This is a genomic window from Streptomyces sp. NPDC045678 (assembly GCF_056432085.1).
This window is the reverse complement of the sequence record NZ_JBWKJS010000005.1, coordinates 222,660-248,729: the sequence shown is the minus strand read 5'-3', so window position 1 is coordinate 248,729 and position 26,070 is coordinate 222,660. Positions and strand designations below refer to the sequence as shown.

Below are 26,070 nucleotides of genomic sequence, written 5' to 3'. Positions count from 1 at the left end.
GCCCCGGAAACCGCATCGCGCCGGGCCGCGGTGGTGGTCGGGAGGCAGCCCGTCGCCCACGACGCTATGCCCGCGCCCAATGGCCCGACACCGCCAAAAGCCCCTTCCACAGGGGCCGTTCGGCCCAACCGGTCGGGACCTTGGCGGTACGGTGCCGTGCCGTCCCCGGCCTACCGTCGGAGGGAAGATCCCCTCCCCGGGGCCGCCCGGCAGGGGATTCCCTCTGCGTGACGGAGTGTGACTCCCATGACCCAGAACCTGGTGCTCATCGGCCACGGAATGGTGGGGCACCGTTTCCTGGAGACACTCGCGGAGCGTGGCGCGCTTGCCGACCCCGCGGTCCCGGACGGCCCCGGCCTGCGGGTGACCGTGCTTGCCGAGGAGGACAGGCCCGCGTACGACCGGGTCCACCTCTCCTCCGCGTTCACCGGCGCCACCGACGCGGAACTCGCCCTGTGCGACACCGGGTTCCTCGCCCGCCACGGCATCGACCTGCGGCTCGGCGACCCCGCCGAGCACATCGACACCGCGGCCCGCACGGTCACCACGACATCCGGCGCCACCGTCCCCTACGACATCCTGGTCATCGCCACCGGCTCCTACCCCTTCGTGCCGCCCATCCAGGGCGCCGACGCGACCGGCTGCTTCACCTACCGCACCCTGTACGACGTGGAGACCCTCTCCGCATACGCCTCCGCGGAGCGCCGGACCACCGGCGTCGTCATCGGCGGCGGACTCCTCGGCCTGGAGGCCGCCGGCGCCCTGCGCACCCTCGGACTCCGCACCCACGTCGTCGAGTTCGCGCCCCGGCTCATGCCGCTCCAGATCGACGACGGAGGCGCCGCGGCCCTGCGGTCCACCATCGAGTCGATGGGCGTGTCCGTGCACACCGGCGTCGGGGCGAGCCGGGTCGACACGGACGACGAGGGAGCCGTGCGCGCGCTGTGCCTGAGTGACGGCCGCACCCTCGACGCGGACGTCGTCGTCTTCTCCGCCGGCGTACGTCCCCGGGACCGCTTCGCCCGTGAGGCGGGCCTTGTCGTGGGGGACCGGGGCGGCATCGTCGTCGACGAGCACTGCCGCACCACCGACCCCCGCGTCTACGCGATCGGCGAGTGCGCCCAGGGCGCCGACGGCCGCGTCTACGGCCTGGTCGCCCCCGGCTACCGGATGGCCGAGGCGGCCGCCGACGCCCTCGCGGGGGACGGCACCACCGTCTTCACCGGAGCCGACACCTCCACCAAGCTGAAGCTGATGGGCGCCGACGTCGCCTCCTTCGGCGACCCGTTCGCACCCGAGGGCGCGGAGGGCGGCGCCGTATCCGTCGTCTTCTCCGACACCCGCGAGGGCGTGTACAAGAAGCTGCTGCTCGGGCCGGAGGGACAGCTGCTCGGCGGCATCCTCGTCGGCGACGCCGAGGCCTACGGCACTCTGGTGCCGCACGCCGGCCGCGCTCTGCCCGCACCTCCCGAGGCGTACGTCCTGCCTGCCACGGGCGCCGAACTCCCGGGCGCCGACGCCCTGCCCGACGACGCCGTCGTCTGCAGCTGTCACAACGTCACCAAGGGGGCCGTCCGCGCGGCCGTCGCCGAGAACTCCCTCACCGACATCGGTGGCATCAAGCGGTGCACCAAGGCCGGCACGGGCTGTGGCGGCTGCCTCGCCACCCTGCAGTCCGTGCTCGACGCGGAGCTCGCCGCCTCCGGGGTCGAGCGGCCGAAGGGACTGTGCGAACACTTCGCGCTGACCCGCGCCGAGATCTACGAGACGGTCCGCACCGAACACATCCGTTCGTTCGGGGAGCTGATGCGCACGCACGGCCTGGGCGGCGAGGGCTGCGCCGTCTGCAAGCCCGTCGTCGGGAACATCCTCGGCGCCCTCGCCCCCGAACTGGGCCTCGGCCACGTCCTGGACGGTGAGCAGGCCGCACTCCAGGACTCCAATGACGTCTTCCTCGCCAACCTCCAGAAGGACGGCACCTACTCGGTCGTCCCGCGCGTCCCCGGCGGCGAGATCACCCCCGGCCAGCTCATCGCGATCGGCGAGGTCGCCCGCGACTACGGCCTCTATACGAAGATCACCGGAGGTCAGCGCATCGACCTCTTCGGCGCCCGCGCGGACCAGCTCCCCGCGATCTGGCGCCGCCTGGTCGCCGTCGGCCTGGAGTCCGGCCACGCCTACGGCAAGTCCCTGCGTACGGTGAAGTCCTGTGTCGGCGCCAAGTTCTGCCGGTTCGGGCAGGGCGACTCCGTGCAGCTGGCGATCGACCTGGAGCTGCGCTACCGCGGCCTGCGCACCCCCCACAAGATCAAGGGCGGCGTCTCCGGATGCCTGCGCGAGTGCGCCGAGGCCCGCGGCAAGGACATCGGCGTCATCGCCACGGCCAACGGCTGGAACCTCTACGTCGGCGGCAACGGCGGCGCCCGGCCGCGCCACGCCGACCTCCTCGCCGCCGACCTGTCGACCGCCGAACTCCTCCGCCTCGTCGACCGCTTCCTCATGTACTACCTGCGCACCGGCGAGCGTCTGGAGCGCACCGCTCCGTGGTTCGAGCGCGTCGGCGGCCTCGACCACCTGAAGGCCGTCCTGATCGACGACTCCCTCGGCATCTGCGGCGAACTGGAGGCCCAGATGGACCGCCACGCGGCGGCCTACCGCGACGAGTGGCAGGCGGTCCTCGCGGACCCGCAGGCGCTTGCCCGCTTCGAGCAGCACCTGGCGCAGCCGTCTCCCGAGTTCCTGGAGCCGGGCCGCGGCCGGGCGGCGGTGCTGCCCGACGGCACCGAGGCCGCCCTCTTCAAGGACGGCGAAGGGCGGGTGTACGCCGTCGGCAACCGCGACCCGTTCTCCGGGGCCGACGTGATCGCCCACGGCATCCTCGGCAGCCGCGGTGGCCGCACCGTCGTGACCTCCCCGATGTACAAGCAGGAGTTCGACCTGCGGACCGGGGAGTGCCTGGACGATCCGTCCGTCCGGCTGCCGGTCCACGAGGTCTGAGGTCCCCCCGTTCTCCCGGACTTCGGCCCGGCCGGGAGGTGTCCTCCGCCTCTGCCCCCGGCCGCCCGCACGCCAGAAGGTGGACATATCAGGCCCCGAAGCAAGATCGTGACCCTGAGCGAACTGGAAACCCACATGAGATCGCCTGCCGCCCAAGCCGCGCCCACCGCGCCCACGACCACGTCGTACGACCCCGGGCAGTACCGCCCCGGCAAGACCATCACCGACTGGGAGCCGGAGAACGACCTCTTCTGGAAGTCCACCGGCAGGAAGGTCGCCGCCCGCAACCTGTGGATCGCGGTCCCCGCCCTGCTGGTGGCGTTCGTGGTCTGGCAGGTGTGGTCGGTGACGGCGACCAACCTGAAGGACGTCGGCTTCGGGTTCTCCACCTCCCAGCTGTTCTGGCTGACGGCGGTCCCGGGCCTGACGGGCGGCACGGCCCGGATCCTCTACACCTTCCTCGGCCCGATGATCGGCCAGCGCCGCTTCACCGCGCTCTCCACGGTCGTCCTTGTCGTCCCGCTGATCTGGCTCGGCATCGCGGTCCAGAACCCCGACACCTCGTACGGCGTGATGATCGCCATCGCGGCCCTGTGCGGCATCGGCGGCGCCAACTTCGCCTCCTCGCTCGCCAACATCGGCTTCTTCTTCCCGAAGAAGGACAAGGGCAACGCGACCGGCATCAACGGCGGCCTGGGCAACCTCGGCGTCTCCGTCGTGCAGCTGCTCACCCCGATCGTCATCACGAGCTCGGTCGTCGCGGTCGGCTCGGCCCAGCACAAGGCCGACGGCACAGCGGTCTGGCTGCAGAACGCCGCGTTCCTGTGGGTGCCGGTCCTGGTGATCCTGGCCACCGTCGCTTGGTTCGGCCAGAACGACCTCAAGGTCGCGTCGACCCCCTTCAGCCAGCAGAAGATCATCTTCAAGCGCAAGCACAACTGGCTGATGACCTGGCTCTACGTCGGTACGTTCGGCTCCTTCATCGGCTTCGCCGCGGCCCTGCCGATGCTCATCAAGACCACGTTCACCCCGATCGACGCGGCCTACTCCGCGGCCACCTACGCCTGGATGGGCCCGGCCGTGGGCGCGCTCGCCCGCTGGGCCGGCGGCTGGATCGCCGACAAGATCGGCGGCGCGAGGGTCACCATCATCTCCTTCGTCGGCATGGCGCTCTCGATCATCGGAGTCATCAACTTCCTCCCTTCCGGCGGCGACAACGGCAACTTCTGGGGCTTCTTCGCCTGCTTCCTGCTCGCGTTCTTCTTCTCGGGCATCGGCAACGGCTCCACGTTCCGGCAGATCCCGGTGATCTTCCGCAACCAGCACCTGAAGGGCCTGTCCGAGGGCACGCCCGAGTACGCGAAGGCGCTCAAGCAGTCGGAGATGGAGGCGGGCGCCGTCACCGGATTCACCTCCGCCATCGCCGCGTACGGGTTCTTCTTCATCCCGGCGATGTTCGCCAACTTCGCGGTCACCAGCGCGATGTGGGGCTTCGTGGCCTTCTACGTCAGCTGCATCGTGGTCGCCTGGTGGTTCTACGCCCGCAAGGGCGCCGAGTCGCCGAGCTGACACCTCGCACCCACCCCCCTTCCCGGCCGTTCCGTACCACGGAGCGGTCGGGAATTTCTTGTGAATGGGTTCACAAGCGAACTTGGGTCCAAAGTCCCACAAGAAATCGCAGGTCAGGTTGGGTGTGCTGGGTGCTGATCGGAGGAAACGGGGACCATCGGTCCCTGATCGAGGACCATTGCCGACCCTCTGATCGACCACACAGGAGTGGAATGGAGGTGTACCGAAGAAGCGAAACGGAAGGTGCGGGTCATGACTGCCACTCCTGCGGAAGCGACTGTGAACGGCGGGGCCTGGGACGGCTTCAAGGGCGGTCTGTGGCGGGACGCCATCGACGTCCGCGACTTCGTGCAGCAGAACTACACCCCGTACGAGGGCGACGGCTCCTTCCTGGCCGGACCGACCGAACGCACCACCGAGGTCTGGCAGAAGCTCCTCTCGATGTTCCCCGCGGAGATCGAGCGCGGCATCCACGACGTCGACGTGAAGACCCCCTCCCGTATCGACGCCTTCCGGCCCGGTTACGTCGACGGCACCGCCGCCGACCACAAGGACCTCATCGTCGGCCTGCAGACCGACGCTCCGCTCCGCCGCGCGATCATGCCCAACGGCGGCTGGCGCATGGTCGAGGGCGCCCTCAACGCCTACGGCTACGAGGCCGACCCCGAGGTCCGGGACATCTACACGCACCTGCGCAAGACCCACAACGAAGGCGTCTTCGACGCCTACACGCCCGAGATCCGCGCCTGCCGCTCGTCCGGCATCATCACCGGCCTGCCCGACGCCTACGGCCGCGGCCGCATCATCGGCGACTACCGCCGCGTCGCCCTCTACGGAGTCGACCACCTGATCGCCGCGAAGGAGGCCGACAAGGCCGCACTCGGCGAAAAGTGGGCGACCGAGGACGTCATCCGGGGCCGCGAGGAGGTCTCCGAGCAGATCAAGGCGCTCAAGGAACTCAAGGCCATGGCGATGTCGTACGGCTACGACATCTCGAAGCCCGCCACCACCGGCCGCGAGGCTGTCCAGTGGCTGTACTTCGCCTACCTCGCCGCGGTGAAGGAGCAGAACGGCGCGGCCATGTCGATCGGCCGCATCGACAACTTCCTCGACATCTACCTGCAGCGCGACATCGACGCCGGCCGCATCACCGAGGCCGAGGCCCAGGAGTTCATCGACGACTTCGTCATCAAGCTCCGCATCGTCCGCTTCCTGCGCACCCCCGAGTACAACGAGGGCTTCTCCGGCGACCCGACCTGGGTCACCTGGTCGATGGCCGGCATCGGGGAGGACGGCCGCCCGCTCGTCTCGCGCACCACCTTCCGCGCCCTGCAGACCCTCTACAACCTCGGCCCCGCCCCCGAGCCGAACCTCACGGTCTTCTGGTCGCAGCGGCTGCCCCGGGGCTTCAAGGAGTTCGCGTCCCGGGTCGCCATCGACACGTCGGCCATCCAGTTCGAGTCCGACGAGCTGATGCGCCCCAAGTACGGCGATGACACCGCGATCGCCTGCTGCGTCTCCGCGATGGCCGTCGGCAAGCAGATGCAGTTCTTCGGCGCCCGCGTGAACGTCGCCAAGGCACTCCTCTACGCGATCAACGGCGGCCGCGACGAGAAGTCCGGCAAGACCGTCGTGCAGGGCTTCACGCCCATCGAGGGCGAGTACCTGGACTACGCGACCGTCGTGAAGCAGTACGACGCCATGCTCGACTGGCTGGCCAAGACGTACGTCCACGCGCTCAACGTCATCCACTACATGCACGACAAGTACGCCTACGAGCGCCTCGAGATGGCGCTGCACGACCAGGAGATCCTGCGCACCATGGCGTGCGGCATCGCGGGCCTCTCGGTCGCCGCCGACTCGCTCTCGGCGATCAAGCACGCCAAGGTCAAGGTGATCCGCGACGAGACGGGCCTCGCCGTCGACTACGAGATCGAGGGCGACTACCCGGCCTACGGCAACAACGACGACCGTGCCGACGACCTCGCGCGGCGCATCGTGCACGACTTCATGCAGAAGGTCCGCAAGCACCCCACCTACCGCGACGCGGTGCACACCCAGTCGGTGCTGACCATCACCTCGAACGTCGTCTACGGCAAGAAGACCGGCAACACCCCCGACGGCCGCCGCGCGGGCATGCCGTTCGCCCCGGGCGCCAACCCGATGAACGGCCGCGACGAGCACGGCTACATCGCCTCGGCCATGTCGGTCGCCAAGCTGCCCTACGACGACGCCGAGGACGGCATCTCGCTGACCAACACCATCACTCCGGACGCCCTCGGCCGCACCCCCGAGGAGCGGGTCGCGAACCTCGCCGGAGTCCTGGACGGCTTCATGGCAGGCAACGGCTTCCACATGAACGTCAACGTGCTGAACAAGGCGACCCTGGAGGACGCCATGGAGCACCCGGAGAACTACCCGCAGCTGACCATCCGGGTCTCCGGATACGCGGTCAACTTCATCCGGCTCACCCGCGACCAGCAGCTCGACGTCATCAACCGCACCTTCCACGGCTCCCTCTGAGCCGCCGGCTCTCCCCGAGCCACCGGCTCCCTGCGGGGAGCCGCCCCCGAACCGCGGCCCCGGGGCCCGGCCCTCACCCGGGCCCCGGGTGCCGCGCACTCCGCTTCCTGCCAGTAGTCCAGGAGTCACGCCATGGCTGTCCTGCTCGGAACCGACATCCCCGTACGCTCCCTCACCACCGACGACGACGCGGTCACGCCCGCCGCGGCAGCCACCCACCGCCCCGTCACCGGCTCGATCCACTCCTGGGACCTGTCCACCGGCGTCGACGGCCCGGGGTCGCGCTTCGTCACGTTCCTCGCCGGCTGCCCCCTCAGCTGCCTGTACTGCCACAACCCCGACACCTGGCGGATGCGGGACGGCAAGCGGACCACGGCGGACGACATGATCGCGGAAGCCGCCAAGTACACGAAGTTCATCTCCGCGGCCGGAGGTGGCGCCACCGTCAGCGGCGGCGAGCCCCTGCTGCAGCCCGTCTTCACCGGCGAGCTGCTCCACCGCCTCAAGCACGAGCTGGGCCTGCACACCGCACTCGACACGTCCGGCTTCCTCGGCACACGCGCCACCGACGCCCTGCTGCGCGACGTCGACCTGGTCCTGCTCGACATCAAGTCCTGGGACCCCGAGACGTACCGCACGGTCACCGGCCGCCCCCTGCGGCCCACCCTCGACTTCGCCCGCCGCCTCGCGGGCCTCGGCCAGGAGACCTGGATCCGCTTCGTCCTCGTCCCTGGCCTGACCGACGACCCGGCGAACATCGAGGGCGTCGCCCGGTTCGCCGCCTCGCTCGGCAACATCTCGCGCGTCGACGTGCTGCCCTTCCACAAGCTGGGGGAGGCGAAGTGGGACGCGCTCGGCAAGGACTTCACGCTGCGCGGCACTCCGTCGCCCACCCCGGAGCAGGTGACCGTCGCCAAGGAGATCTTCGCAGCTCAGGGCCTCAAAGCCGTATGAATCGAGGGGGCAGCCGCGCCCGACGTACCCTAGAGGCATGAGTACCGCCCCCGCCCCCGAACCGCGCGATCCGGACGAGCCGACGCCCAAGCCGAAGAACGCGCTGGTCTTTGGAGACCCGCTGGCGCAGCAGTCATCGGACGACACGGACCGTGGGTGGGGCGAGCGGGCCGACACCCGCGGCGACAGCGCTGCCGACCTCGCGCGCTTCCTCGACGAGAAGCCGCCCCACCACATCTGAGCCCGGGCTACTCCTCGCGCCGCGCGTCGCGCTGCGCCACCAGCTCGTCGCGGATCTCCTTGAGCACCTCCAGCTCGGACACCTCGATGACCTCCTGCGTGCCCTCCTTCTCGGCCCTCTTGGCCGCCACCCGTGCCAGGTACTTGGCCATGGGCAGCACCATCAGGAAGTACACGACGGCCGCGGTGATCACGAAGCTGAGGACCGCGCTGAGCACGGTGCCCCACATGATCGGGATGCCCTTGACGACCTCGCCCGCGTCGTTCATCTCGCACGGGGACTTCAGGCACGAGCTGTAGTGATCGAGGTCCTTCGTGCCGAAGGCGCCGACGAGCGGGTTGATGACGCCCTTCACCACCGAGTTCACGATGTTCGTGAAGGCGGCTCCGATGACCACCGCGACCGCCAGGTCGACGACATTGCCGCGCATCAGGAAGGCCTTGAAGCCCTCCCAGACGCCCGGTTCCTTCTTCGCGCTCACCACGAGGCCTTTCGTTGCATGTGCGGGTTGCTGAACAAACAACTTCGCAACCTACGTGAGCCCTGGGCCGACCTGTCCAATTGGCTCCCACGAACCAGCGACTTGACAGGTCTTGAGTGCGATCGTGAACGTTCCACCTCATCGGAGGGTCACCGCCAGACGCGCGCTCGTTCCGGCACCGGCGAGCCGTGCCGCCGCGTCCCTCGGGACGGACAGCACGACCAACGCGCCGCTCTCGGCGGGGCCTTCCCCCGGTTCGGGCACGGCGGTCACCCGGGCCCCGGACGCCACCACGTGCGGCCCGGCCCCGCCTGCGGGCGATTCGGCGGAGGCGATCACGTCGATCCGGTCGCCGGGGCGCAGCAGTCGCACGGTGTCCGCGTCCGCGATGCGCACGGGAGCGGTCACCGTGGCCGTCCCGGGAGTCCTGCCCGCCGCCCTCTCCGCCGCAGCGGCGATCCCGTGCGGCGCGGGCGCCTCCCGTGGAACCGCCTCACGCGGGACCGTGCCGGCGAGGGCCGCCGCGGTCATCGCGAGCCCCACCGCCATCGCCCGGCGTCTGTGCCGCAGCAGCCGGCCGAGCCGCGGATGCCCGCCGCGCACCCGCACGGGCGGGAAGGGAGGGACCCGGCGGCCCTCGGGACATGCGTGATCTTCCGGTCGGGCCTGAGGAGGGACGTGCGTCACGACAACCACCGCCTGCGATGCGAGGAGCTCGGCTTCCGCTCTCACGATGCAGGCCCGCGCCGATCCCCGCTGAGCCCCGTGGACTACCCGCCGGTTGTGGACAACTCCCTCACCCGAAGGGGAGCTTCCGCCTGCTCACGGGCCTGGCGCACCCCAGGGCGCGCGACTGCTCACGGCAGCCGGATCCCCGTGTCCACGCCGCCCAACGCTCCCGCGCACAGGCACGCCCGACGGCCCTCGTCCCCTTCCGGCAACCCTGCCACCGCGTCGAACAGCACGCCGCGCAGCCGGTCCACGTTGGCGGCGAAGACCCGCAGGACCTCGTCGTGCGAGACGCCCTCGCCGGTCTCGGCACCCGCGTCCAGATCGGTGACCAGCGCCAAGGACGTGTAGCAGAGCTCCAGTTCGCGGGCGAGCGCCGCCTCGGGGTGGCCGGTCATGCCCACCACGGACCAGCCCTGCGCCGCGTACCAGCGCGACTCCGCCCGGGTCGAGAAGCGCGGCCCCTCGACCACGACGAGCGTCCCGCCGTCGACCGGCTCCCAGTCACGGGCGCGGGCGGCCCGCACGGCGGCGTCGCGGCCCACCGGGCAGTAGGGGTCGGCGAGCGAGACGTGGACGACGTTCGGCACGCTGCCGTCCGGCAGCGGGGCCCCGTCGAAGTACGTCTGGGCGCGCGTCTGCGTGCGGTCCACGAGCTGGTCGGGCACCAGCAGCGTGCCGGGTCCGTACTCGGCCCGCAGCCCGCCGACCGCGCAGGGGCCGAGGACCTGGCGCACGCCCACGGAGCGCAACGCCCACAGGTTGGCGCGGTAGTTGATGCGGTGCGGCGGCAGATGGTGGCCGCGACCGTGCCGGGGCAGGAAGGCGACCCGGCGTCCCGCGATCTCCCCGAGGAAGAGCGAGTCGCTCGGAGCTCCGTAAGGGGTGTCGACCCGGACCTCGGTCACGTCGTCGAGGAAGGAGTAGAAGCCGGAGCCGCCTATGACGCCGATTTCGGGCCGCGTGGCGTTCGCCGTGTTCACCATGGCCCGCACAGTAGCCGGGCCGTCCGGGGAGGCACACGCCGACGCGACGTTTCCCGCACGCGCCGACGACCCCGCCGTCGCAAGGACGGCGGGGTCGGGCGGAACGGTCTGCGGGAAGTCCTAGGCTGCCGAGCTCGACGACGCGGACGTCGAGGAGGAGCCGGACGACTTGGAGTCCGAGGACGAGGAGGACGAAGCAGCCTTCGAGTCCGACGTGGACGAGGAGGACGACGACGAGCCGGATCCCGACTTCGACGAGGCGTTCGCCGGCGTGCTGCTCGACGACGAGCCGCGGCTGTCGTTGCGGTAGAAACCGGAGCCCTTGAAGACGATGCCGACCGCCGAGAACACCTTCTTGAGGCGTCCGTCGCAGTTGGGGCATACCGTCAGGGCGTCATCGGTGAACTTCTGCACCGCCTCGAGGCCCTCGCCGCACTCGGTGCACTGGTACTGGTACGTCGGCACTTGCTTCCTCCTGGCACTCTCACTCGATGAGTGCTAACGACGGTCCATAGTGACGTATTCCGCGGGATCAGTCCACCGTCACCGGCACGCGGTGACCGACGCCACGCGCCACCGTGCGCCCCGGGGCCTTGGGGACGAGCCGCGAGCGGAGCGTCACGAGGACCACGAGAGCCAGTGCCGTGCCGCCCAGCGGGACCAGGAACCCGGCCCCGTCCCAGAAGCGGTCCTCCAGCTGTCCCGCGACCGTCACGGCCGCCGCCTGGCCGAGCGCGACCGCGCCGGTCAGCCAGGTGAAGGCCTCCGTGCGGCCGGTCGGCGCGACCAGCTTGTCGACCAGCGTGTAGCCGGTGATCAGGGCGGGCGCGATGCAGATGCCGACCAGCAGGCCGAGCCCGGCGAGGAGCAGCACGGAGTGCGCCGCCCACAGGCCGGAGGCCATCAGGGTCAGTGCCGTGTAGCCGACCAGGAGCCGCCGCTGCGGGGAGACCTTCCAGGCGATGGCGCCGCAGACGACGCCGGAGAGCATGTTGCCCGCCGCGAACGTGCCGTACAGGACACCGTTCAGGCCGGGCTCGCCGATCGACTCGGTGAACGCGGCCAGCGAGACCTGCATGCCGCCGAAGACGGCGCCGATGCCGAGGAACGTGACGATGAGGACCCGCACGCCGGGGACGCGCAGTGCAGAGACGTGCTCCACGCGTGCGTGGTCGTCGTCGGCGGACGGCTTGGGCTGGGTGCTCTTCTGCGCGGCGAACAGGAGACCGCCGACCAGCGTGAGTCCGGCCTCGGCGAGGAGTCCGGCGGAGGGGTCGATGGTGGTGCACAGCGCGGTCGCGAGGAGCGGGCCGAGGACGAAGGTCAGCTCGTCGGTGACCGACTCGAAGGCGGCCGCGGTGGTGGCCAGGGGGGTGTCCTGGAGCATGACGCCCCAGCGGGCGCGCACCATGGGGCCGATCTGCGGCGTGGAGGCGCCCGCGGGCACGGCGGCCACGAACAGCGTCCACAGAGGGGCGTCGGAGAGCGCGAGCACCGTCAAGGTGACGACGGAGGCGGAGTGGACCAGGACGCCGGGCAGCAGCACGGCGCGCTGGCCGAACCGGTCGGCGAGCTTGCCGCTGAAGGGGGCGAACAGCGCCATGGAGACGCCGGTGGCGGCCGAGACGGCGCCCGCGGCACCGTACGAGCCGGTGGTGTGCTGCACCAGCAGGACGATGGAGATCGTCAGCATCGCGAACGGCTGTCGCGCCGCGAAGCCGGGGAGCAGGAACGTCCAGGCGCGAGGGGTGCGCAGGAGCTGTCCGTAGCCCGGGCGGGATTCGGTGACCGTGGATGCCACGGCCCGTGCCTTTCTGCCGCCTGGTAGCGCCCGTGCGGGGGCGCCGAGAGCTGTCCTCTTGCGCGGAACTGCGGTAGATGCCGGGCGCCACTGCGGGGGGAGCCTCGACCGCCATACGGTCGCGCCAGCTCTGCTTCAGGCAGAGTTGGTTCGATCAGATGCCTTTATCGTACAGGGGGGAGTCCCATTAGCCCCTGTGATTACAGCCGATGAGACCCCCGCCACCTACGATTGGTGCTTTTCTCCGTCGGTTCCCAGCCAGCTGGCCAGCTTTCCGCCGTTGCCGACCGCGCGCAGCCGCTTCTCGGCGGCGTCCCGGACCGGGTCGGTCGCCACCACCAGGAGCTCGTCGCCGCGCCGCAGGACCGTCGTCGGCAGCGGCACGAACGATTCGCCGTCGCGGACGACCAGCGTGACCGCGGAGCCCGTGGGCAGCCGCAGCTCGGCCACCTCGACGCCGTGCATGCGCGATTCCTTGGGGATGGCCACCGACAGCAGATGGCCCTGGAGCCGCTCCAGCGGCGCCGATTCGATGCCGAGGTCGGCGGCCTCCGAGGAGTCGCCCAGGCGCAGCTTCCTGGCCAGCCAGGGCAGCGTGGGGCCCTGGATGAGGGTGTAGACGACGACCAGGACGAAGACGATGTTGAAGATCCGCTGGCTGTCGTCGACGCCGCTCACCATGGGGATCGTCGCCAGGATGATGGGCACGGCGCCGCGCAGGCCGGCCCAGGACAGCAGGGCCTTCTCCGGCCAGGGCACGCGGAACGGCAGCAGGCTGAGGATGACTTCCAGGGGTCGTGCCACCACCGTCAGGACCAGGCCGATGACGATCGCGGGCCAGGTGTCGTCGAGCAGGTCGTGCGGTGTGACCAGCAGGCCGAGCAGGACGAACATGCCGATCTGGGCGAGCCAGCCGAGGCCCTCGGCGAAGCCGCGGGTGGCCGGCCAGTGCGGCAGTCTGGCGTTGCCGAGCACCATCGAGGCGAGATAGACGGCGAGGAATCCGCTGCCGTGTGCCATCGCGCCCGCGGCGTACGCGGCGACGGCGATGGCCATGACGGCGATGGGGTACAGGCCGGAGGCGGGCAGTGCCACGTGCCGCAGGCCGAAGGCGCCGAGCCAGCCGACGGCGAGGCCTATCGCGGCGCCGATCGCCAGCTCCAGGGCGATCTCGCCGAGCAGTACGTACCAGTCGTCCACCGGTCCCGCCGTGGAGAACGCCACGACGAGGATCACCACAGGGGCGTCGTTGAACCCCGACTCCGCTTCCAGTACACCCGTCACGCGCGAGGGGAGGGGCACCTTGCGCAGCACCGAGAAGACCGCGGCCGCGTCCGTGGACGAGACCACCGCGCCGATGATCAGTGCCTGCCGCCACTCGAGGCCCACGAGGTAGTGGGCGCCCGCCGCGGTGACGCCGACGCTCACCGCGACGCCGACGGTCGACAGTACGGCCGCCGCGGGCAACGCGGGTTTGATCTCTTTCCACTTCGTCCCGAGGCCGCCCTCCGCGAGGATCACGACCAGGGCTGCGTAGCCGATGACCTGCGTCAGTTCGGCGTTGTCGAAGTGGACGTCGCCGATGCCGTCCTGGCCCATGGCGATGCCGATGCCCAGGTACAGCAGCAGGCTGGGGAGCCCGCTGCGCGACGAGATGCGGACCGCCGCGACGGCGACGAGCAGAACGAGCGAGCAGACGAGCAGGAGCTGGTTCAGGTGGTGGACAGTCAGGGGCCGTTCCTTCCTCCGTGAGCTGAGTACTACGTAGGGGGTCCTCCGCGAAGCCGAGTACTACGTAGGAGTACTTCGTTACCTTACCTAATTGTTAACGCTTTCTTGACGCCGTCGAATGACTATTCGATCTCAAGGGGGCTTGGTTCCTGACTCCGCGTCCGGAGCCGCAACGCCCTGCGCCTATGGTTGCTCCTGCGCTCCCAGAGCCGCCCAAGTCGACAGCACAGCCCGCCCTGCCGCTCGCGTAAGGACAGCAAGGACAGCGATGCCCTCCAACACCAACGCCTCTTCCGGTCATAAGTCCGGCAAGAAGAAGGGGCGCCGAGCCCGACTCGTCGTGATCGTCCTGGTCCTGGCCATCGTCGGAGGCATCGGCTTCGGCGCGTACTGGAGCGTCAGCACCGTGCGCGCCTCCTTCCCGCAGACCAAGGGAACGATCAAGCTCGACGGCCTCGCCGGTCCCGTCGACGTGAAGCGCGACGGGAACGGAATCCCGCAGATCTACGCCGAGTCGGACGCGGATCTCTTCATGGCCCAGGGCTTCGTCCAGGCGCAGGACCGCTTCTGGGAGATGGACGTCCGCCGTCATATGACCTCCGGGCGGCTCTCCGAGATGTTCGGGAAGAGCCAGGTCAAGACCGATGAATTCCTGCGCACGCTCGGCTGGCACCGGGTGGCGAAGAAGGAGTACGACTCCAAGCTCTCGCCGGAGACGAAGAAGTACCTCCAGGCGTACGCCAAGGGAGTCAACGCCTACCTCGCGGGCAAGGACGGCAAGGACATCTCCGTCGAGTACGCGGCGCTCGGCTTCGAGAACGACTACAAGCCGCAGGAGTGGACCCCCGTCGACTCCGTGGCGTGGCTCAAGGCCATGGCCTGGGACCTGCGCGGCAACATGAAGGACGAGATCGACCGCTCGCTGATGACGAGCCGTCTCGGCCCGTCGCAGATCAAGGACCTGTACCCCGAGTACCCGTACAAGCGGAACAAGCCCGTCGTGCGGGAGGGCGCCTACAGCAGCGTCACCGGGAAGTACGACCCCGAGGCCAAGGCCACCGGGACCCAGTCCGGAGCCGGCGGCACGGGCACGGGTACGTCCGGAACCGGAACCGGAACCGGAACTGGAACAGGCGGTACGGGGACCGGTGGCACGGGGACCGGTGGCACGGGGACCGGCACCGGCACCGGTACCGGTACCGGTACCGGTACCGGCGGCGCTGCCGGTACGGGCCTCGCGGGCGGCAGCGAGGCGCCCAACGGGTTGCAGTCGCAGCTCAACGGCGTCTCCAGTGCCCTGGACGAGGTCCCTGCCATCCTGGGCCCGAACGGCAACGGCATCGGCTCGAACTCCTGGGTCGTCTCCGGCAAGCACACCATCACCGGCAAGCCGCTCCTCGCGAACGACCCGCACCTGGCGCCGCAGCTGCCGTCCGTCTGGTACCAGATGGGCCTGCACTGCCGCTCGGTCTCGGAGAAGTGCCAGTACGACGTCTCGGGCTACACGTTCTCCGGCATGCCGGGCGTGGTCATCGGCCACAACCAGGACATCGCCTGGGGCATGACGAACCTCGGCGCCGACGTCACGGACCTGTACCTGGAGAAGTTCACCGGGGACGGCTACCAGTACGACGGCAAGGTGAAGCCCTTCACCTCCCGCGAGGAGACCATCAAGGTCGCCGGCGGCAAGGACAAGAAGATCACGGTCCGCGAGACCAACAACGGACCGCTGATCTCCGACCGCGACGACGAGCTGGTGAAGGTCGGCAAGAAGGCCGGCGTGGACACCGCGGCCCCCGACCGGGGCGACGGCTACGGAGTGGCGCTGCGCTGGACCGCGCTGAATCCGGGCAAGTCCATGGACGCCGTCTTCGAGCTCGACAAGGCGAAGAACTTCACGGAGTTCCGCAAGGCGGCCGCTTCTTTTGAAGTGCCGTCCCAGAACCTGATCTACGCCGACACCGAGGGCAACATCGGCTACCAGGCGCCGGGCCGGATCCCCAAGCGCGGCAAGGGCGACGGTTCGCTCCCCGCGCCGGGCTGGGACCGCGCGTACCGCTGGACCGGCTACATCCCGCAGGACGCGCTGCCCTACGAGTACAACCCGAAGCGCGGCTACATCGTCACCGCCAACCAGGCCGTGATCGACGACCGCGACCAGGCCGACTACCCGTACAAGCTCACCTCGGACTGGGGCTACGGAGCGCGCAGCCAGCGGATCGACGACCTCATCCAGTCGAAGATCAAGAACGGCGGCAAGGTCTCCACCGAGGACATGCGCCTCATGCAGATGGACAACAGCAGCGAGATCGCCAAGCTGCTCGTGCCCAAGCTGCTGAAGATCGACGTCAAGGACAAGTACGTCCGCGAGGCGCAGAAGCTCCTGGAGGGCTGGGACTACACCCAGGACGCCGACTCCGCGGCCGCCGCGTACTTCAACTCGGTCTGGCGCAACATCCTCAAGCTGGCCATCGGCAACAAGCTCCCCAAGGAGCTGCGCGTCAAGGGGCAGTGCCTGAGCGTCGAGCCGGCCGGCAACACCGGTCCGGCCGACGAGGGCAAGAAGGTCCGCGAGTGCGGTGAGCGCGACGCCGACTCGGCCCAGCCGGACGGCGGCGACCGCTACTACGAAGTGATCCGCAAGATCATCGACGACGAGACCAACGACTGGTGGAAGTCGCCGAAGACCCGCACCGACGAGGAGACCAAGACCCGCGACCAGCTGTTCAAGCGGGCCCTTGAGGACGCGCGCTGGGACCTGACGGCCAAGCTCGGCAAGGATGTCGACTCCTGGAGCTGGGGCCGTCTGCACCGGCTCGAACTGAAGAACCAGACGCTCGGCACCGACGGTCCCGGCTGGCTGCAGTGGGTCCTGAACCGCGGCCCGTGGAGCCTCGGCGGCGGCGAGGCGGCGGTCAACGCGACCGGCTGGAACGCGGCGGGTGGCTACGGAGTGCTCTGGGTGCCCTCCATGCGCATGGTGGTGAACCTCAAGGACCTCGACAAGTCCAAGTGGATCAACCTCACCGGCGCGTCGGGACACGCCTACAACGACCACTACACCGACCAGACGGAGAAGTGGACCAAGGGCGAACTGCTGCCGTGGGCGTTCTCGGACAAGGCGGTCGAGGGCAGCACGAGCGACAAGCTGGTCCTGCGCCCCTGAGGGCCGGGTACGGCACATCCCGAGAGGGCCCCCCACGCACGCGTGGGGGGCCCTCTCTGCATACCGGGGCAGCGGGGCTTCAGCGGAACCGGCGCGCCCCCGCAGGCGACACGACGGCGTGCACCGGCCGGTCGTGCTCCTCGTCGGGGAGGTGCGCGACGACTTCGGAGTCGTACAGGAGCACCACGAGCGCGGGATCGGCGGCCGCGCGCTCCAGCCGGGTGAGGACGCGGTCGTACGATCCGCCGCCCCGCCCGAGCCGCATCCCGCGCGCGTCCACGGCGAGCCCCGGCAGCAGCACGGCGTCCGCCTCCAGGACAGCGTCCGGCCCGAGCCGCGGCCCGGACGGCTCCAAAAGGTCGATCTTTCCGGGGTGTTGTACGCGGGTCAGGGAGCCCGCCCCGTCGTACGCGCCCCAGTCCAGGTCGTTGTCCGGGAGCAGCACCGGCAGCAGGACACGCGTCCCGCGCGCGTGGAGGGCGTCGAGCAGGGGGCCGGTGCCGGGTTCGCCGCCCATGGACACGTAGGCCGCGACGGTCCGCGCGTCGGCGAGCTCCGGCAGGCCGAGCGCGCGGTCGGCGAGAACCGCGGCCGCCTTCCGTGCGTCATCCTCAGTCAACCCGCTCCTCACCGCGAGGAAGCCTTGCCGCAACGTGCGCTTGGTTGGCTGGCCCTCGGTCTCGGTACCGCTGGTTCCGTTCATGGAGATCACGCAATTCCTTCCTGGTCGGCGCATATGCCGATGAATAATCCGGACCCACAGATTCCACACATACGCACCGGATATGGTGGCGGCATGACTGAGTCGCAACCCCCCCACGGCCGGATCACCAAGGCGGTCATCCCCGCCGCAGGTCTCGGCACGCGCTTCCTGCCGGCCACCAAGGCCACGCCCAAGGAGATGCTGCCGGTCGTCGACAAGCCGGCGATCCAGTACGTGGTCGAGGAGGCCGTGTCCGCGGGTCTCGACGACGTCCTCATGATCACGGGTCGCAACAAGCGCCCCCTGGAGGACCACTTCGACCGCAACTACGAACTGGAGTCGGCCCTCCTGAAGAAGGGCGACGAGGCGCGCCTCGCCAAGGTCCAGGAGTCCAGCGACCTCGCGACGATGCACTACGTCCGCCAGGGCGACCCCAAGGGGCTCGGTCACGCCGTCCTGTGCGCCGCTCCGCACGTCGGACACGAGCCGTTCGCCGTGCTCCTCGGCGACGACCTGATCGACCCGCGTGACCCCCTCCTCGCCCGCATGGTCGAGGTCCAGGAGAGGCACGGCGGCAGCGTCATCGCCCTCATGGAGGTCGCCCCCGAGCAGATCCACCTCTACGGCTGCGCCGCCGTCGACGCCACCGAGGACAGCGACGTCGTCAAGGTCACCGACCTGGTCGAGAAGCCCGACGTCGCCGACGCCCCGTCGAACTACGCGATCATCGGGCGCTACGTCCTCGACCCCAACATCTTCGACATACTGCGCAAGACCGAGCCGGGCCGCGGCGGCGAGATCCAGCTCACCGACGCCCTGCAGCAGCTCGCGGCGGACGAGAAGGTCGGCGGCCCGGTGCACGGCGTCGTCTTCAAGGGCCGCCGCTATGACACCGGCGACCGCGGCGACTATCTGCGTGCCATTGTCAGACTCGCGTGCGAACGTGAAGATCTGGGGCCGGACTTCCGGTCCTGGCTTCGCAGTTACGTCACCGAGGAGATGTAGCACTTTGAGCAGCAGCACGACGACACCGCCCACCGGCCAGAACCCGTTCTGGTCGGTGGAAGAGCATCTGGACGACATCCTCGAAGCCGTCCGTCCGCTCGAACCCATCGAGCTCCAACTCCTCGACGCACAGGGCTGCGTCCTGGTCGAGGACGTGACGGTGCCCGTCTCGCTGCCGCCCTTCGACAACAGCTCCATGGACGGGTACGCGGTGCGGGTCGCCGATGTCGCGGGCGCGAGCGAGGAGTTCCCCGCCGTCCTCGCGGTCGTCGGCGACGTGGCCGCGGGCGCGGGCGAGCAGCCCACCGTCGGCCCCGGCCAGGCCGCCCGCATCATGACCGGGGCCCCGCTGCCGCCCGGCGCCGAGGCCGTCGTCCCCGTGGAGTGGACCGACGGGGGCCTGGGCGAGGGCCCCGTCTCCGGAATGCGCGCCCACAGCGCCGCCCCTGAGGGCGCGTCGGGCGAGGTGCGCGTGCACCGCCCCGCAGAGGCCCGCGCGCACGTGCGGGCCCGCGGCAGCGACGTCCAGGCGGGCGACCGCGCCCTGGCCGCGGGCGCCGTCCTCGGCCCCCCGCAGATCGCCCTGCTCGCAGCGATCGGCCGCGGCACGGTGAAGGTGCGCCCCCGCCCGCGCGTGGTCGTCATGTCCACCGGCAGCGAACTGATCCAGCCGGGCGAACAGTTGGCGGACGGCCAGATCTTCGACTCCAACAGCTTCACCCTCACCGCCGCGGCCCGCGACGCCGGAGCCATCGCCTACCGCGTGGGCGCCGTCGCCGACGACGCCGAGACGCTGCGCTCCACCATCGAGGACCAGCTGATCCGCGCCGACCTCATCGTCACCACGGGCGGCGTGAGCGTGGGGGCGTACGACGTCGTGAAGGAGGCCCTGTCCGCCATCGGCGACCCCGACGACGGGGACGGCATCGGGGCGGGCAGCGGCGTCGAGTTCCGCAAGGTCGCCATGCAGCCCGGCAAGCCCCAGGGGTTTGGCTCCATCGGCCCCGACCACACACCGCTGCTCGCGCTGCCGGGCAACCCGGTCTCCTCGTACGTCTCCTTCGAGCTCTTCGTGCGCCCCGCGATCCGCACCCTCATGGGCCTGCCCGAGGTGCGCAGGACCACCACGCGCGCGGAGCTCCTGTCGGACAAGGCGCTGTCCTCTCCCGCAGGGCGCCGCCAGTTCCTCCGCGGGCGGTACGACGCCGAGGCGGGCCGCGTGACGCCCGTCGGCGGGTCGGGCTCGCACCTGATCGCGGCTCTCGCGCACGCGAACGCGCTGATCGTCATCCCCGAGGACACCACTTCGGTGGAGCCCGCCGCCGAGGTCGAGGTGGTCCTGCTCGGCTGAGGAGGCCGCCCGCGCGGTACCGTGTCGCGCACAACAGGCCCGCGCGCCGCACCGCGCGGCGCCCGGACCGGGAGCGCCAAGCACATGACCGCGATTTCCCGGGGGAACACCCCCGGAGCCCCTGAGCAGCAGCGACTGACCCACATCGACGAGGCGGGCGCCGCCCGCATGGTCGACGTGTCCGCCAAGGACGTCACGGCGCGCACCGCCCGCGCCAGCGGCCGCGTCCTGGTCTCGCCGCGCGTGATCGAGCTGCTGCGCGGCGAGGGCGTGCCCAAGGGTGACGCCCTGGCGACCGCGCGGATCGCGGGGATCATGGGGGCCAAGCGCACCCCGGACCTGATCCCGCTCTGCCACCCGCTGGCCGTCTCCGGAGTGAAGCTCGACCTCTCCGTGGCGGACGACGCCGTGGAGATCCTCGCCACCGTGAAGACGACCGACCGCACGGGCGTCGAGATGGAGGCCCTCACTGCGGTGAGCGTCGCGGCCCTCACGGTCGTCGACATGGTCAAGGCCGTCGACAAGGGTGCCGTCATCACGGACGTACGGGTCGAGGAGAAGACCGGCGGCAAGTCGGGGCACTGGCAGCGCGACGGCGAGCGGTCCCAAGAGCCGACGAAGGAGCGGGCGGGAGAGCAGGCATGAGCAGCCAGGACCTCGACACATCGGTCGGCGGCGCGCTGCCCGCGCCGTACAGCGCGCTCGTCGTGACCGCCTCCAACCGCGCCGCCGCCGGTGTCTACGCCGACAAGGGCGGCCCGATCCTCGCCGAGGGCCTGACCGCGCTCGGCTTCGCCGTCGACGGGCCGCGGGTCGTCCCCGACGGCGACCCCGTCGAACAGGCTCTGCGCGCGGGCGCCGAGGCCGGCTACGACGTCATCCTGACCACCGGGGGCACCGGCATCTCGCCCACCGACCGCACGCCCGAGGCCACGCGCCGCGTCATCGACCACGAGGTGCCGGGCATCGGGGAGGCGATTCGGGCGTACGGCAGGGAGAAGGTCCCCACGGCCGCGCTCTCGCGGGGACTCGCGGGTGTCGCGGGCCGGACGCTCATCGTGAACCTGCCGGGCTCCACCGGAGGCGTACGCGACGGTCTCGCCGTCCTGGAGCCGCTGCTGAAGCACGCCGTCGACCAGCTGCGCGGCGGCGACCACCCGGGTCCGCCGGGGGGTGCGAGCTGAACGGCTCCTCCTGGCCCGTCGAGCTGACGGACGGCGACATCGCCCTCCGTCCCATAAAGATGCGCGACCAGCGGGCCTGGCGCGAGGTCAACCGGCGCAACCGGGACTGGCTGCGCCCCTGGGAGGCGACGATTCCGCCGCCCACCCCGAGCGGCCCGATCGTGCACCGCCCCACCTACCGGCAGATGGTCCGTCATCTGCGCGCGGAGGCCAACGCGGGCCGGATGCTGCCCTTCGTCATCGAGTACCAGGGCCGTCTCGTCGGACAGCTGACGGTCGCCGGGATCACCTGGGGCTCGATGTGCTCGGGCCACGTCGGCTACTGGGTCGACCGGTCCGTCGCGGGCCGCGGGGTCATGCCGACCGCCGTCGCGCTCGCCGTCGACCACTGCTTCCGATCGGTCGGGCTGCACCGTATCGAGGTCTGTATTCGACCCGAGAACACCCCGAGCCGACGGGTCGTGGAGAAACTCGGATTCCGCGAGGAGGGTCTTCGCCCGCGGTATCTGCACATCGACGGAGCGTGGCGCGATCATCTCGTCTTCGCGCTCACGACCGAAGAGGTTCCGGAAGGTTTGTTGCGCCGCTGGCACCGGGCGCGGCCTCGGAACACGGCTTAGCGGCCCGGCCCGTGACCTGGCCCCATGAGCCGGTGGGCTGGTCCGGACCTGTTCACGGCTCCGGCCGGTTCTCGACCCCCGTAAATGAAATAAGTGTTCGAAATTACCGCCCGAACGACCGTCTGAGACGCGTATGAGACTTGTCTCAGGCATTAATTTCCCGCTCTCGGCGGCCCGTTGATCGCACCAGTCACAAAAAAAGTTCGAGATATCAGCCAGATCGTGCGACACACCGGCGCAATTGGCAGATGGCCTCACACAAACCCCTCTACCGTGTGAGCGTGAGCAGCAGCGGCCTCATCTACGCAGTCATCGTCGGGGCCTGGGCCGCCTACTTGGTGCCGATGTGGCTCCGTAGGCAGGACGAGCTGAACGAAGCCCGTCCGACGGAACGCTTCAGCACCGCCATCCGGCTGCTGTCCGGACGGGCGGGGATGGAGCGCCGATACGCCAAGGACCTGCAAGCGCGCTCGCCCGAGGAAGGGGAGTCGCTCGACGACCCGGACGGCATCACCGGCTCGGTGGACGTCCGGTCCTTCGTCGCGCCCCTGACCGAGCGCGAGCCCGAACGGGAGCGGGAGCCCGAGCGAGAACCCGAACGCGCGCGCGAACCCGTGCGCGAGCGGGAGCCCGTGGGGAAGCGGATGCGTGAACGCGAATCCGCGCCGGCCCCCGCGACCGGTGCACCGTCCCGCGCGACACCCGCGCAGCGCGCCGCGTCGGCCGAAGCCGCCGCGCGCGCCCGGCGCACCAAGGTGCTCGCCCGGCGCCGCCGTACGACGGTCCTCCTCTTCCTCGCCTTCACCATCGGCACGATCGTCGCCGCGGTCGGCGGGCTCGCCTTCCTGTGGGCGCCCGCCGTGCCCGCCGTGCTCCTGAGCGGGTACATCGTCTACCTGCGCGGCCAGGAACGGCGCCGCTTCACGTACACGATGGACCGGCGCAGGGCCGAGGTCGCGGCGCAGCGGCTGCGCGAGCGGCAGCCCCGGCGCAGGCCCGTGGAGCCGTCGGCCGACGAGACGGCGGAGGAGGGCTCGGCGCCCGAGACGGAGACCGGCCTCTCGGCGCTCGCCGCGGACCGCCGCGCCCTCGTCGAGCAGACCGACCACGCCGAGTGGGTCGACCAGCAGCGCGAGCGGCAGCGCGGCCCCGGCCGCGGCGACAGCTGGGACCCGGTCCCGGTCCCGCTGCCGACGTACGTGACCGCGCCGGTCGCCCCGCGCGCCACCGGCAGCGTCGACCTGGGCGGACCCGACGCGTGGAGCGCGGCGCGCTCCAGCACGGTGGAACCGACCGCCGAGCCCGCGGCCGACCGCGAAGCGCGGGACGCGCGGGAGCGCGCCGCCGCGGGGCCGGGCGACATCGACGGGGCCGACGGCTCCGACGCCGCCGGCGGCCGCAGTGACAAGCGCCGGGCTGCGTCCGCGCGGCGGGCCCGTGAGCGCGGCCGCACACCGCTCTTCGACCAGTACGAGGACGGCGGTCGGCCGCGCGCGGCGAACGAGTGAGGGACCGAGCGGTCCCCCTGGGCTGACCAGCCAGGAACGGATTTCCAAGTACCCCGATCGGGATGCTAGAGTTTCACTCGTTGCAAGGGCCTGTGGCGCAGTCTGGTAGCGCACCTCGTTCGCATCGAGGGGGTCTGGGGTTCAAATCCCCACAGGTCCACTGCACATGAGATCCCGTCCAGTTCATCGAACTGGACGGGATCTTTGCGTTGTCCACGCAGGTCTTACGGATACATTTGATCCATGTCGTCCCCTTTGAGGGTTTCCGTCGCGTTGGCTGTCGTGCTGGGGGCGGGCGGGTGTGCCGCCGAGCCCCGGGGGCTGCACGTGGAAGGGCCCGCGTTGCGTCCTTCGCGGGTGGCGGGGCCCGTGTACGTCGCGGACGCGGCCGGGGTCGCGTTGCAGCAGCCGACGTCGGCTCAGCTCACCGAGTACGTCGTGGTCTCGCAGTTGAGCTGGCGGGACTGGGGCGGACCGACCGCGCGGGCCACCGGGAAGCTCGGTGGGCCCTGGTGCGGATCCAAGTGCTCCGGCGATCCGTATGACGCGACGCTGACGCTCAGCGGGCTCGAGCAGCAGGAGCGCATGGCGTACTACCGGCGGGCGACCGTCGAGCCGAAGAAGCCGGAGGACCTTCCCGCGGCGGCGGTGAACGTGCAGTTCCAGGGGATCCGGCTGTCGATCCCGGACATCTGAGGGCGCGGGGAGCGGCATGGGACTGCGTACCAAGATCGGTGTCGCCATCGCGGGCACCGCCGCCCTGGTGTCCGTCGTGATGGGGCTGCTCGTCCACCATCGCACCGTCGACGCGCAGTACGCGGGCGCGCGCAGCCAGATCGGGGACCGGCTGCAGACCGCCGTGCAGGACCACGCGGCCGGGGTCGACGGGGACCGTACGCTCATCGACCCCGTCGACCTGCCGGGACCGCTCGCCGGGGCCGTGGAGAACGGGCAGTGGGGTGTCTATCTGGACCGGTCCGGGCGCGTTCCGCAGCTGTGGGCGGCGAGCAAGTACGGCAAGGAGGTCGTCGCGCTGAAGCGGCCCTATGACAGGGAGGCGGAGACCGTACGGGACCTCGACCGGGTGCTGTGGATCTCGGGCGGCTTCGGGACCGCGCTCGCGTGTGTCGCCGGGTTGCTCGTCGCCACCTGGCTCGGGCGGCGGCTCAGGACCAAGGCCGCGGCGGCGCAGCGCATCGCGGAGGGGGACCTCACGGCGCGGCTGCCGCTGCGCGGCAAGGACGAGATCACCCGGCTCGCGTCGGCCGTGAACACCATGGCCGACGCGCTCGCCGCCCGGCTGCAGGCCGAGCGCGAGGTGACGGCGAACATCGCGCACGAACTGCGCACTCCGGTGGCCGGCATGGTGACGGCGGCCGGGCTGCTGCCGCCGGGGCGCCCCTCCGAGCTCGTGCGGGAGTCGGCGGGGCGGCTGCGGGAGCTCGTCGACGACGTCATCGAGGTGGCGCGGCTCGACGGGGCGGGGGAGCAGGTCGCGGCCGAGCCGTGCGCGCTGGGAGCGCTGGTGCGCAGGTCGGCTGCGGCGGGGGCCGCGGGTGCCGATGGCGTGACCGTCGACGTCGTGCGGGACGTGGAGGTGGTGACGGATCCGCGGCGCGTGGAGCGGATCGTCGCCAACCTCGTCAGCAACGCGCTGCGGCACGGGGCGGCGCCGGTGACGGTCGAGGTCGACGGCGGGGTGGTGCGGGTGCGGGACTCCGGAGGCGGCTTCCCGGAGTCCCTGCTGTCCGCCGGGCCGCAGCGGTTCCGGAGCGGGTGCGGGGAGAAGGGGGTGGGCCTCGGGCTCGGGCTGACGATCGCGCAGGGGCAGGCGCGGGTGCTCGGAGCCGGGCTGCGGTTCGGCAATCCGGCGGGGGGCGGGGCCGAGGCCGTGCTCGATCTGCGGTCGGCCGTCAGGGGGTAGGGCGGGGGCGGGGCAGCGGGGGTGACAGGAGCTTTTCGTAGCAGCGGCTCAGGTCGTCGAAGCGGTAGAGGCCGAACTTCTCCGCGGCGGGGGCGTAGCCGCTGGAGGTGTAGAGGGAGATCGCCTCGGGCTGCTTCGTGCCCGTTTCCAGGACCATGCGGACCCGGCCCGCCGCCTTGGCGTCGGCCTCCAGCGCCGCGAGGATGTGGCGGGCGAGGCCCAGGCCGCGGGCCTCCGGAGTGACGTACATCCGCTTCAGCTCGGCGTCGCCGTCCCGGTAGTTCTCCTCGTTCTCGTCCATGCCGCGCCAGCCGCCCGTCGCCAGTGCGGTGCCGTGTGCGTCGTACGCGATGAGATAGCGGCCGCGTGGCGGCTCGAACATGGTCGGGTCGAGGGGCGTGATGTCCCCCTCGTCGCCGTAGCGCTCGGCGTATTCGAGCTGGACGAGGTCGTTGAGCCGGACCGCGTCGGGGTGCGCGAACGTGACGGTGCGCAGCTGTATCCCGGAGGCGGTTTCGGCGGCGTTCGTCTGGATAGTCATGCGCTCCATCGTACTTCTATGCGTGACGGATGGTGGGTGTGGTGGCGGTGGTGCCG

The 26,070-nt window shown here is 70.7% G+C and carries 22 protein-coding genes and 1 tRNA gene; 15 read left to right on the top strand and 8 right to left on the bottom strand.

Going from position 1 to position 26,070, the window contains the following annotated elements:
- The first annotated feature begins 246 nt into the window (after positions 1-246).
- The 5 genes from nirB (at position 247) to AC07DO_RS19200 (ending at position 8,284) form a co-directional block, all read left to right on the top strand.
- Positions 247-2,997, top strand: coding sequence for a nitrite reductase large subunit NirB (nirB, locus tag AC07DO_RS19220; RefSeq protein ID WP_479061027.1), 2,751 nt, complete (start codon positions 247-249; stop codon positions 2,995-2,997).
- A 135-nt stretch (positions 2,998-3,132) separates the two neighbouring features.
- Positions 3,133-4,566: a NarK family nitrate/nitrite MFS transporter gene (locus AC07DO_RS19215; protein WP_479061026.1), complete on the top strand. Its 1,434-nt coding sequence runs from the start codon at positions 3,133-3,135 to the stop codon at positions 4,564-4,566.
- Between the two features lie 252 nt (positions 4,567-4,818).
- On the top strand, positions 4,819-7,089 hold the full coding sequence (gene pflB, locus AC07DO_RS19210; RefSeq protein WP_479061025.1) for a formate C-acetyltransferase: 2,271 nt from the start codon (positions 4,819-4,821) through the stop codon (positions 7,087-7,089).
- Positions 7,090-7,221: 132 nt separating this feature from the next.
- Positions 7,222-8,043 (top strand): pyruvate formate-lyase-activating protein, encoded by an 822-nt coding sequence (gene pflA, locus AC07DO_RS19205; RefSeq protein ID WP_479061024.1) that lies wholly within the window; start codon positions 7,222-7,224, stop codon positions 8,041-8,043.
- 37 nt (positions 8,044-8,080) lie between these two features.
- Entirely contained in the window at positions 8,081-8,284 is a 204-nt protein-coding gene (locus AC07DO_RS19200) for a hypothetical protein (RefSeq protein ID WP_479061022.1), read from the top strand.
- Between the two features lie 7 nt (positions 8,285-8,291).
- On the opposite strand, the gene mscL is transcribed toward AC07DO_RS19200, so the two are convergent.
- The 6 genes from mscL to AC07DO_RS19170 all read right to left on the bottom strand — a co-directional run bounded on the left by mscL (position 8,292) and on the right by AC07DO_RS19170 (position 14,012).
- Positions 8,292-8,768, bottom strand: a complete 477-nt coding sequence (gene mscL / locus AC07DO_RS19195; protein WP_479061021.1) for a large conductance mechanosensitive channel protein MscL — start codon at positions 8,766-8,768, stop codon at positions 8,292-8,294.
- 135 nt (positions 8,769-8,903) lie between these two features.
- A complete protein-coding gene (locus AC07DO_RS19190) occupies positions 8,904-9,452 on the bottom strand; it encodes a hypothetical protein (RefSeq protein WP_479061020.1) in 549 nt (182 codons plus the stop codon).
- A 170-nt stretch (positions 9,453-9,622) separates the two neighbouring features.
- Complete coding sequence (locus tag AC07DO_RS19185; RefSeq protein WP_479061019.1) at positions 9,623-10,480, bottom strand: S-methyl-5'-thioadenosine phosphorylase; 858 nt, start codon at positions 10,478-10,480, stop codon at positions 9,623-9,625.
- A 120-nt stretch (positions 10,481-10,600) separates the two neighbouring features.
- Positions 10,601-10,945, bottom strand: a complete 345-nt coding sequence (locus tag AC07DO_RS19180; RefSeq protein ID WP_479061018.1) for an FmdB family zinc ribbon protein — start codon at positions 10,943-10,945, stop codon at positions 10,601-10,603.
- Positions 10,946-11,012: 67 nt separating this feature from the next.
- On the bottom strand, positions 11,013-12,281 hold the full coding sequence (locus tag AC07DO_RS19175) for an MFS transporter (RefSeq protein ID WP_479061017.1): 1,269 nt from the start codon (positions 12,279-12,281) through the stop codon (positions 11,013-11,015).
- A 225-nt stretch (positions 12,282-12,506) separates the two neighbouring features.
- A complete protein-coding gene (locus tag AC07DO_RS19170) occupies positions 12,507-14,012 on the bottom strand; it encodes a potassium/proton antiporter (protein WP_479061602.1) in 1,506 nt (501 codons plus the stop codon).
- A gap of 268 nt (positions 14,013-14,280) precedes the next feature.
- On the opposite strand from AC07DO_RS19170, the gene AC07DO_RS19165 reads away from it, so the two are divergent.
- Entirely contained in the window at positions 14,281-17,178 is a 2,898-nt protein-coding gene (locus tag AC07DO_RS19165) for a penicillin acylase family protein (protein WP_479061016.1), read from the top strand.
- A gap of 79 nt (positions 17,179-17,257) precedes the next feature.
- Here the strand turns inward: AC07DO_RS19165 and AC07DO_RS19160 are convergent, their stop codons facing one another.
- Positions 17,258-17,881, bottom strand: a complete 624-nt coding sequence (locus tag AC07DO_RS19160) for a 5-formyltetrahydrofolate cyclo-ligase (protein ID WP_479061015.1) — start codon at positions 17,879-17,881, stop codon at positions 17,258-17,260.
- Between the two features lie 93 nt (positions 17,882-17,974).
- On the opposite strand from AC07DO_RS19160, the gene galU reads away from it, so the two are divergent.
- The 9 genes from galU (at position 17,975) to AC07DO_RS19115 (ending at position 25,473) form a co-directional block, all read left to right on the top strand.
- A complete protein-coding gene (gene galU / locus AC07DO_RS19155; protein ID WP_479061014.1) occupies positions 17,975-18,886 on the top strand; it encodes a UTP--glucose-1-phosphate uridylyltransferase GalU in 912 nt (303 codons plus the stop codon).
- Between the two features lie 4 nt (positions 18,887-18,890).
- Positions 18,891-20,237, top strand: coding sequence for a molybdotransferase-like divisome protein Glp (gene glp, locus AC07DO_RS19150; RefSeq protein WP_479061013.1), 1,347 nt, complete (start codon positions 18,891-18,893; stop codon positions 20,235-20,237).
- Positions 20,238-20,321: 84 nt separating this feature from the next.
- Positions 20,322-20,882 carry a cyclic pyranopterin monophosphate synthase MoaC gene (gene moaC / locus AC07DO_RS19145; RefSeq protein WP_479061012.1) on the top strand — a complete coding sequence of 187 codons (561 nt, stop codon included), beginning with the start codon at positions 20,322-20,324 and terminating at the stop codon, positions 20,880-20,882.
- Positions 20,879-21,421: a MogA/MoaB family molybdenum cofactor biosynthesis protein gene (locus tag AC07DO_RS19140; protein ID WP_479061011.1), complete on the top strand. Its 543-nt coding sequence runs from the start codon at positions 20,879-20,881 to the stop codon at positions 21,419-21,421. Before moaC ends, AC07DO_RS19140 begins: the two co-directional genes overlap by 4 nt.
- Positions 21,418-22,041, top strand: coding sequence for a GNAT family N-acetyltransferase (locus tag AC07DO_RS19135; protein WP_479061600.1), 624 nt, complete (start codon positions 21,418-21,420; stop codon positions 22,039-22,041). The genes AC07DO_RS19140 and AC07DO_RS19135 overlap by 4 nt, the downstream gene beginning before the upstream one ends.
- A 281-nt stretch (positions 22,042-22,322) precedes the next feature.
- Entirely contained in the window at positions 22,323-23,549 is a 1,227-nt protein-coding gene (gene sepX, locus AC07DO_RS19130) for a divisome protein SepX/GlpR (protein ID WP_479061010.1), read from the top strand.
- 86 nt (positions 23,550-23,635) lie between these two features.
- A tRNA-Ala gene (locus tag AC07DO_RS19125) sits at positions 23,636-23,709 on the top strand.
- 83 nt (positions 23,710-23,792) lie between these two features.
- Positions 23,793-24,245: a hypothetical protein gene (locus tag AC07DO_RS19120; RefSeq protein WP_479061009.1), complete on the top strand. Its 453-nt coding sequence runs from the start codon at positions 23,793-23,795 to the stop codon at positions 24,243-24,245.
- A 16-nt stretch (positions 24,246-24,261) separates the two neighbouring features.
- Complete coding sequence (locus tag AC07DO_RS19115; protein ID WP_479061008.1) at positions 24,262-25,473, top strand: HAMP domain-containing sensor histidine kinase; 1,212 nt, start codon at positions 24,262-24,264, stop codon at positions 25,471-25,473.
- Here AC07DO_RS19115 and AC07DO_RS19110 read toward each other — a convergent pair.
- Complete coding sequence (locus AC07DO_RS19110; protein ID WP_479061007.1) at positions 25,463-26,014, bottom strand: GNAT family N-acetyltransferase; 552 nt, start codon at positions 26,012-26,014, stop codon at positions 25,463-25,465. The genes AC07DO_RS19115 and AC07DO_RS19110 overlap by 11 nt on opposite strands.
- Between the last annotated feature and the right edge of the window lie 56 nt (positions 26,015-26,070).

Excerpts from the sequence above, each read along its gene's own strand:
- pflA (WP_479061024.1), top strand. The coding sequence starts at position 7,222 with ATGGCTGTCCTGCTCGGAACCGACATCCCCGTACGCTCCCTCACCACC.
- AC07DO_RS19115 (WP_479061008.1), top strand. The coding sequence starts at position 24,262 with ATGGGACTGCGTACCAAGATCGGTGTCGCCATCGCGGGCACCGCCGCC.
- AC07DO_RS19160 (WP_479061015.1), bottom strand. The coding sequence starts at position 17,881 with ATGAACGGAACCAGCGGTACCGAGACCGAGGGCCAGCCAACCAAGCGC.
- AC07DO_RS19200 (WP_479061022.1), top strand. The coding sequence starts at position 8,081 with ATGAGTACCGCCCCCGCCCCCGAACCGCGCGATCCGGACGAGCCGACG.
- AC07DO_RS19185 (WP_479061019.1), bottom strand. The coding sequence starts at position 10,480 with ATGGTGAACACGGCGAACGCCACGCGGCCCGAAATCGGCGTCATAGGC.
- nirB (WP_479061027.1), top strand. The coding sequence starts at position 247 with ATGACCCAGAACCTGGTGCTCATCGGCCACGGAATGGTGGGGCACCGT.
- AC07DO_RS19140 (WP_479061011.1), top strand. The coding sequence starts at position 20,879 with ATGAGCAGCCAGGACCTCGACACATCGGTCGGCGGCGCGCTGCCCGCG.
- AC07DO_RS19165 (WP_479061016.1), top strand. The coding sequence starts at position 14,281 with ATGCCCTCCAACACCAACGCCTCTTCCGGTCATAAGTCCGGCAAGAAG.
- AC07DO_RS19110 (WP_479061007.1), bottom strand. The coding sequence starts at position 26,014 with ATGACTATCCAGACGAACGCCGCCGAAACCGCCTCCGGGATACAGCTG.
- pflB (WP_479061025.1), top strand. The coding sequence starts at position 4,819 with ATGACTGCCACTCCTGCGGAAGCGACTGTGAACGGCGGGGCCTGGGAC.
- moaC (WP_479061012.1), top strand. The coding sequence starts at position 20,322 with ATGACCGCGATTTCCCGGGGGAACACCCCCGGAGCCCCTGAGCAGCAG.
- AC07DO_RS19120 (WP_479061009.1), top strand. The coding sequence starts at position 23,793 with ATGTCGTCCCCTTTGAGGGTTTCCGTCGCGTTGGCTGTCGTGCTGGGG.
- AC07DO_RS19215 (WP_479061026.1), top strand. The coding sequence starts at position 3,133 with ATGAGATCGCCTGCCGCCCAAGCCGCGCCCACCGCGCCCACGACCACG.
- galU (WP_479061014.1), top strand. The coding sequence starts at position 17,975 with ATGACTGAGTCGCAACCCCCCCACGGCCGGATCACCAAGGCGGTCATC.